This window comes from Symbiobacterium sp. (assembly GCF_040797425.1).
GTDB lineage: Bacteria > Bacillota > Sulfobacillia > Symbiobacteriales > Symbiobacteriaceae > Symbiobacterium.
Genome location: NZ_JBFNEH010000086.1, coordinates 1 through 7673, shown reverse-complemented (window position 1 = coordinate 7673; position 7673 = coordinate 1). Strand labels below are relative to the sequence as shown.

Sequence of the window (7673 nt, the reverse complement as noted above, 5' to 3'; positions counted from 1 at the left end):
TTCTGGAGTCTCGACTCGCTTGGCTCTGCACTGTTTAGTTTTCAAGGTTCGAGATGTGCCCGTCACCACCGATCCGGTGGCTGGCAGGGTTAGATTTTAGCAGACAGACCGACCGGCTGTCAACTTGTGAACTCCTGGCATTTCGCCGTTTGAGTTCGCCTCACAACCGGCGACCTCGACTACTTTACCACACCCATCAGTCCGGTGCAACGGGGCAAAATCCGCTAGCTGCACCATTTTCGGCCCCGGGTGGGCTTGCCCTACCTTGCGGGCAGAGGTATTGTAGCATGCCCTCAGCGCTGTCGGCAAGGGGGTTCGACGGCGCCGCGACGCCATTCCCGCGGAGTGCGGACGAGGCGGAGGTCATCCCCCCGCCTCGCGCGCAGAGCTGGCGATTGTGTGTACCGTAAGCGCTGGCGCCTGCCGGCGCCGTATCTGGCTCCACAACCGACCATGCCCCCGATCTTGATCTTCGCCGCATGCCGAAGCGTGCCTTCCCGGCCCTCGGCCGCAGGATGCCCGTCCCTTTCGGGCCCTGCCGGTGCCGCCGCTGTTCCGACCGCGCGGCACGCCGTCCACACGCTGCCGGCACAGCGGTCCGGGATGGCGCCTCTAGCAGTATGGCGCCATGCGCTCGAGCACGCGCTGCCGGCCGATCAGGTAGATGGTCTCGAACAAGCCCGGGCTCGCGGTGCGGCCCGTGATGGCCACGCGGATGGGCTGGAAGCTCTCCTTCGGCTTCAGCCCCATCTCCTCCTGAATCGAGCGCACCAGCTGCTCGATGGCCGGCACGGTCCACTCCACCGTCTTCAGCCCCTCGGCGACCCGCCGGAAGAAGGGCTTCACCGCGTCCGTGAGGAACTTGGCCGCCGCCTTCTCATCCATTTCGACTTCTTCTTTGAAGAAGATATCCACGTGCTGCGGAATCTCGGCCAGGGTCTCCACCCGTTCGTGCACCTGGGACATGACCTCCTTGAACCAGTCCCAGTGCGCCCGGGCATGCTCCTCCGTGCACAGCCCTGCCTTCACCACGAACGGCAGCGCCAGTTCGGCGAACTCCTCCAGGCTCTTCTTGCGGATGTAGACGCCGTTCATCCAGTTCAGCTTGTTGCGGTCGAAGACCGACGACGCCTTGGTCACCCGGCTCAGGTCGAAGTCGCGGATCAGCTCCTCCTTGGTGAGGAACTCCCGGCCGGACTCGGCGCCGGGCGGCGTCCAGCCCAGCAGGCTCATGAAGTTGAGCATGGCCTCGGGCAGGTAGCCCTGCTCCCGGTAGTCGCGAATCGCCGCCTCACCCTTGCGCTTGGAGAGCTTGCCGCGCTCGGGGTTCGTCATGTGGCCGAGGTGGCCGATCTCCGGCACCGGGAAGCCGAGGGCCCGGTAGATGAGGATCTGCACCGGCGTGTTGGGGATGTGCCCCTCGCCGCGCAGGATGTGGGTGATGTGCATGGTCGCGTCGTCGATGACCACGGCGAAGTTATAGAGCGGCATGCCGTTGGCGCGCATGATGATGAAGTCCCCGATGGAATCGGTGGGGAACTCGATCGGCCCGCGGACCAGGTCGTTGTACCGGATGACCTCGCCCTTGGGCACGCGGAAGCGGAGCACCGGCTTGCGCCCTTCGGCCTCAAACGCCGCCTGCTGCTCGGGGGTTAGGTTCCGGCACCGGCCCTTGTACTGGTAAGGACGGCCCTGCTCCTGCGCCTCCCGGCGGTCGGCGTCCTCCTCTTCCTTGGTGCAGTAGCACTTGTAAACGTAGCCCTGCTCCAGGAGCTGCTGGGCGTACTTGCGGTACAGGTCGAGCCGCTCGGTCTGGCGGTACGGCCCGTAGGGGCCGCCGATGTCGGGCCCTTCGTCCCAGTCAATCCCCAGCCACTTCAGGTCTTCGAAGATCACCTGTTCCCATTCCGGCCGGGACCGCTCCAGGTCAGTATCCTCGAACCGCAGGATGAACTGGCCGCCATGTCTCCGCGCGAAGAGCCAGTTGAAGAGTGCGGTGTGTACGTTGCCCACGTGGATGGGACCCGTGGGGCTCGGCGCGATGCGTACGCGAACGGTCATCTCGTGTTGTCCCCTCTTCCGAGTAAGAATGAACGAAGCCCCGTCCGGTTAGGGACGGGGCCTTGCCCGCGGTACCACCCTAGTTAGGCCTTGCGGCCTCACTCGGTTTCCGATAACGGGGGTCCGTCCGGGCCTAATACGCTGTGTGCTCTTCGCACAGGGTTCAGCCCGGAAGCTCAAGGGCCTCTTCTGCGAACGTGTGCACCGGCTTTCACCAGACCCGGCTCGCTTTGGCTCCACGCAGCCGCATACTCTGCCCTGTCAACGCCTTGTCTATTCAGCTTGTCCGGATTCACGGCTGTATTCTACCCTGGGGCACCCGCAAAATCAAGCGCTGACGGGAAGGCCCGCCGGCCCGCGGCGCTCTCCCGTCCGGGACTCAGATCTCCCGGCGCCCCTCGAGGGCCTTCGCCAGGGTGACCTCGTCGGCGTACTCCAGATCGCCGCCCATGGGCAGGCCGCGCGCGATGCGCGTGACCTTCACCCCGAGCGGCTTGATGTACCGGGCGATGTACATGGCCGTGGTCTCGCCCTCGGTGTTGGGATTGGTGCAGAGGATGACCTCCTGCACCTTGCCGTCGCCCAGTCGTGCGATGAGCTCCTTCACCCGGATGTCGTCGATGCCGACGCCTTCCATCGGGTTCAGCGCCCCATGCAGCACGTGGTAGACCCCGTGGTACTCCCGGGTCTTCTCCATGGCCACCACGTCGCGCGGCTCCTGTACCACGCAGATGGTGGAGTGGTCGCGGCTGTCGTCATCGCAGATCTTGCAGGGATCGCGATCGGTGAGGTTGCAGCAGATCGAGCAGTACTTGACCTTCTCCCGGGCCTCGACCATCGTGCGGGCGAGGGACTCCACGGCGGCGCGGTCCAGGTTGAGGATGTGGAAGGCCAGCCGCTGGGCGGTCTTCGGACCGATCCCCGGCAGCTTCGTCAGTTCCTCGATCAGGCGGGCGATCGGTTCGGCGTAGTACATGGACCGCTAGAACAGGCCGGGAAAGCCGGGCAGCCCGGCCGGCATGACCTTCTTCATCTCGGCCTCAGCCAGTTCCTCGGCCTTCTTCATGCCGTCGTTGATCGCCGCCAGAATCAGGTCCTGCAGCATCTCGACGTCGTCGGGATCCACCACCTCCGGCGACAGGTTGACCGCCGTGACCCGCCGGTCGCCCGTGACAGTCACCTTCACGGCGCCGCCGCCGGCGGTTCCCTCCACCGTCATCTTGGCGATCTCCTCCTGCGCCTTGGCCACGTTCTTCTGCATCTTCTGGACCTGCCGCATGATCTGCTGCATGTTACCGCCACCGGGAAACATCAAGAGCCCTCCTCATCGACTTCATGTATGACATCAGGGGGAAACAGGCTGCGTACCCGCTCCATCAGCGCGGCGCCAGTGTCCTGCTGCGTCGCCGATCCGGCCTCTCCGGCCGGTGCGGCCCCCCCGGCGCCAGCCGCCGCGAGCCCGGCCAGCTTCGTCCGGGCCTCGTCCGGCGCCAGGATCTCGACCTCCAGGCCGGCGAGTCCCGCCCGCTCCAGGGCCTTGGCGACGATCGCCCGGTCCTGCGGGCGGCGGAGCAACTGGGCGAAGACGGGCGATGTGGCGACCAGGAAGAGCCGCTTGCCCTGCAGTCCGCCCACGCGCGCCGAGGTGGAGAGCAGGTTGTACGTGCTGGGCCGCGCTTTGCGCACCAGTTCCAGCACCCGGTTCCAAACCGCCATCACCCGTTCGACTCCGGCGCCCACCGGCGCTTCCGCCCCGGCCGGGGCGCTGCTGCCCGGCGGCGACGCCTGGGCGGCAGCCCCTGCGGTCTCACTCTCCGGCGCCCCTTCGGGGCCGGCGGAACTCAACCCCGGTGCGCCCTGCTCGGCAGGCGGTGCACCGGGAGCAACAGGCGGCGCAGCCGGAGCGGTTCCGGCCGTGCGCGTCCGCCGGCCGGCGGGCGTCCTGGCCGACGCCTTCTGGGTCTGCTGGGGCTTCGGGCCCTCCTCGGCGGGCCGGGCCTCCTGGTCCCGGCCGGTGAAGAGCGCCGCCAGCCGGATGAGGGCGACCTCCACCTGCAGCCGCGGCGACACCGCAAGGCGCAGGTCCACCTCCGCCTGGCCGAGAAGCCGGATGGCGGCGATGAGCCGTTCCTGTGTGAACCGGGCCGCCTCGTCCCGTACCTGGGCCAGCGACTCCGGCGGGAGCCCGAGGACGGTGCCGGACGCGTCCACCTTCACCATCAGGAGGTCCCGCAGGTGCGCCATGTAGTCCCGCACCAGCTGGCGCAGGTCCTTGCCCGTACGCACCATCTCGTCGAGCCAGAGCAGCGCCCCGCCCGCATCCCCCTCGACCAGCCGCTCGTCCAGACGGAGGAACTGCTCGAGGGGGGCTGAGCCCAGCACCGACAGCGTCATCTCAAGGGTAATCTCGCCATCCGCGGCATAGGCCATCACCTGGTCCAGCAGCGACAGTGCGTCGCGCATCCCGCCCTCGGCGTGCCGGGCCATTGCCAGCAGGGCCTCGGGCGTGGCCTTCAGCCCCTGCGCGGCGCAGACCTGCTGCAGCCGCCCCACGATCTCCTCGTTGGACAGGCGGTGGTAGTCGAAGGCCTGGCAGCGGGAGAGGATGGTGACGGGCAACTTCTGCTTCTCCGTCGTGGCCAGGATGAAGAGCACGTGCGCCGGCGGCTCCTCCAGCGTTTTCAGCAGTGCGTTGAAGGCCGGCTCCGAGAGCATGTGCACCTCGTCGATGATGTAGACCTTGTACTTCAGGTCGACGGGGGCGTACTTCACCTTGTCGCGCAGGTCGCGGATCTCATCGATGCCGCGGTTGGAGGCGGCGTCGATCTCGATCACATCCATCGTCTCGCCGGACATGATGCGCCGGCAGGGCTCACACTCGTTGCACGGCTCGCCGTCCTGCAGGTTGAGGCAGTTGACCGCCTTCGCCAGGATGCGGGCCACGGTGGTCTTGCCCGTGCCGCGCGGACCTGAGAGCAGGTAGGCATGGTGAACCCGGCCCTGCACGAGTGCATTGCGCAGGGTACGGGTGATGTGCTCCTGCCCGACGACCTCACTGAATCGCTGTGGCCGGTACGCACGGTAAAGGGCAAGGTGGGCCAACGCAATCTCTCCTGCCGAAATCGGACTGGCTCTACCCAATTCTACCCGGGGCCCGGGATTCCCTTTCTCCACGCCTGCTTCAGGTCAAACCGCCCCCCGAGCGGCCGGTACCGCACCCCTTCCAGGTCCGGGTGCGCGGCCCAGTGCCGAACCGGGTGGTAGAGCGGCACCACCGGTGCCTCTGTCAGGAGCAGCCGCTCCGCCGCCGCCAGCGCCGACCGGCGGGCGTCCCCCGTCTGGTCGGCGGCCTGTGTGATCAGGGCGTCGTACTCGCTGTTCACCCAGCGCGCACCGTTGGCTGGATGGGCCGTGGTGAACTGGCTGAGCAGGAGCAGCGGGTCGTCGTGGTCGGCCACCCATCCCTGCAGCACCAGGTCGAACTGCCCGTAGCGCACCCGCTCCAGCCGCTGCACGAAGGGCACGGTGTGCAGTTCAAGGGTCAGCCCCTCCAGCGTCTCCTCGAGCTGCCGCTTCACCGCCTGGGCGGCCGGGGCCGCCTCGGCGGCGTGCAGCAGGCGGAGCGTCATGCGCTCCGTCCCCAACGCCGCCAGGGCCTCGGTCCAGAGCCGGCGGGCCTCCGCCCGGTCCCCTGCTGCGGGGTCAGCCGGGAGGACCGACGGGCCCGGGCGCACGGCGGCCGTCCAGCCGCCGTCCAGGGAGGGCGGCACAATCCCGACCGCGGCCTCGGCGGAGGACCCGCCGGCCGCGGCGGCCACCTCGTGCCGATCCAGCGCCAGGCTGATCGCCCGCCGCAGTGCGGGGTCGGCGAGCCGGGGCTGCCCGGTGTTGAAAACGAGCCCCATGGTGGCCGGCTGCGCCATTGCCCGGGCACCGGGCACCTGTGTGGCCAGTTCTCCGGGGAGGATCACCAGGTCCAGATAGCCCATCTCATAGAGGCGCAGCGCGGCCTGGGAGTCGGACTCCACGTGGTAGGTCACCGCACCCAGCGTCACGGCCGTGCGATCCCAGTAGTGGGGGTTGCGCACCAGCCGGATCTGGCCCGATCCCGACAGTTCGGCCAGGGCGAAGGGGCCGTTGCTCACGGCACCGAAGGGCACGCCCTCCCGGCGGGGCGCCAGGGCCGGGTGGGCCGTGTAGGCCGGCCAGGCCGGGTTCGGCGCCCGCAGCGTCACCTGCAGCCGCTGGTCGTCCAGGGCGGTCACCCCCACCTCCGCCCGCAGCCGCTCCGACCACTCCGCAAAATCGGGTGCGGCCGGGTCCAAAGCGTTCCAGGCCTCGGCTCCCGCGATGTCGTAGAGCAGGTAGGCGTGGGCCGCACCCACTGCGGGGTCCAGGAGGTGGAGCCAGGCCCGCACGAAGTCGTGCGCCGTGACCGGCTCGCCGTCGCTCCAGCGTGCGTCGGTCCGGATGTAGAAGGTGAACTGCCGCCCGTCGGCCGACTCCCACCGCTCCGCGGCGGCACCCGTCGGCGCGCCTCCCGGACCTTCGCCCGGTGCAACCAATCCCTCCATCAGGTTGCCGATCACATCCAGCACGGCGGGCTCCGCCGTCTCCGCCGGGTCCAGCGTCGTCACTTCCACCGGCAGGTGCAGGCGCACCTCGGCCCGGCTGGCCTCCGCCGCCGGGGCCGGGGGCTCCGGCTGCGCCGCTGCCACGCAGCCGCTCAGCAGCAGCGCCGTCCAGGCGGCCCAGTGCCGATGGCGTCGCAACATACACAATCTCCCCCCATCGAGGTAGATGGGAGGAAATTCGCCATTACCAGTATCTGGTCCTGCTTCCTGTTACATACATTCTTCCTGGGCCTGTTGCGTCAGGCGGCGCCTGGCCCGGAAGAACTCCCGCACTACCTCGCCGCACTCCTCGGCCAGGACGCCCTCGCGTACCTCCACCTGATGGTTCAGGCCGGGGTTTTGCAGGATTTCCAGCAGGGAGCGGTCGGCCCAGGCTTTCGGGTCGCGCGCCCCGAAGACCAGGCGGTCGATCCGGCTCTGGAGGAGCGCACCGGCGCACATGGGGCAGGGCTCGATGGTGACATAGAGCGTACAGCCGGTAAGCCGCCATCCGCCCAGCAGGCGACCGGCGGCGCGGATGGCCAGCACCTCGGCGTGGGCCGTGGCGTCGTGCGTGGTCTCCCTCAGGTTATGCGCCCGAACCAGGATCTCGCCGGTGCGCACCACCACGGCGCCGATGGGCACCTCGCCCAGCGCCGCTGCCTTCCGGGCCTCGGCAAGCGCTTCGCGCATAAAGGCCTCGTCGGTCACGCCGATCGACCTCCCGGTAAAGTAGCAAAAGAGCAGGCCACCGTGCGGTGGCCTGCTCGTCGCGCCATGCGCCCTGGCGGAGAGGGTGGGATTCGAACCCACGGTGGCTGTCTAGGCCACGCTCGTTTTCAAGACGAGAGCCTTAAACCACTCGGCCACCTCTCCCGATGCGTCAGCAATATAGTTTACACAAGGCTGAGCGCGCATGCAAGCCTGCGCTAGAAGCTGGAAGCGGGCCCCCCGCCCAAGGGCCGCGGGGCCGGGGCGGGAGCGCCCCGGGGGAGGGGG

The 7673-nt window shown here is 68.5% G+C and carries 6 protein-coding genes, 1 tRNA gene and 1 other annotated feature; all 7 genes read right to left on the bottom strand.

Annotated features, from left to right (window positions below; all coding sequences use genetic code 11):
• Positions 1–612: 612 nt before the first annotated feature.
• The 7 genes from gltX to AB2385_RS16175 all read right to left on the bottom strand — a co-directional run bounded on the left by gltX (position 613) and on the right by AB2385_RS16175 (position 7550).
• On the bottom strand, positions 613–2061 hold the full coding sequence (gltX, locus tag AB2385_RS16205) for a glutamate--tRNA ligase (RefSeq protein ID WP_367656048.1): 1449 nt from the start codon (positions 2059–2061) through the stop codon (positions 613–615).
• A gap of 47 nt (positions 2062–2108) precedes the next feature.
• Positions 2109–2335: a binding site (T-box leader), on the bottom strand.
• A gap of 105 nt (positions 2336–2440) precedes the next feature.
• Positions 2441–3037 (bottom strand): recombination mediator RecR, encoded by a 597-nt coding sequence (gene recR, locus AB2385_RS16200; RefSeq protein WP_367656047.1) that lies wholly within the window; start codon positions 3035–3037, stop codon positions 2441–2443.
• A gap of 6 nt (positions 3038–3043) precedes the next feature.
• Positions 3044–3373, bottom strand: coding sequence for a YbaB/EbfC family nucleoid-associated protein (locus AB2385_RS16195; protein ID WP_367656046.1), 330 nt, complete (start codon positions 3371–3373; stop codon positions 3044–3046).
• Entirely contained in the window at positions 3373–5163 is a 1791-nt protein-coding gene (gene dnaX / locus AB2385_RS16190; RefSeq protein ID WP_367656045.1) for a DNA polymerase III subunit gamma/tau, read from the bottom strand. Before dnaX ends, AB2385_RS16195 begins: the two co-directional genes overlap by 1 nt.
• 41 nt (positions 5164–5204) lie before the next feature.
• Positions 5205–6836 (bottom strand): peptide ABC transporter substrate-binding protein, encoded by a 1632-nt coding sequence (locus AB2385_RS16185; RefSeq protein WP_367656044.1) that lies wholly within the window; start codon positions 6834–6836, stop codon positions 5205–5207.
• 69 nt (positions 6837–6905) lie between these two features.
• Complete coding sequence (tadA, locus tag AB2385_RS16180; RefSeq protein WP_367656043.1) at positions 6906–7385, bottom strand: tRNA adenosine(34) deaminase TadA; 480 nt, start codon at positions 7383–7385, stop codon at positions 6906–6908.
• Positions 7386–7459: 74 nt separating this feature from the next.
• Positions 7460–7550 (bottom strand) — tRNA-Ser (locus AB2385_RS16175).
• Between the last annotated feature and the right edge of the window lie 123 nt (positions 7551–7673).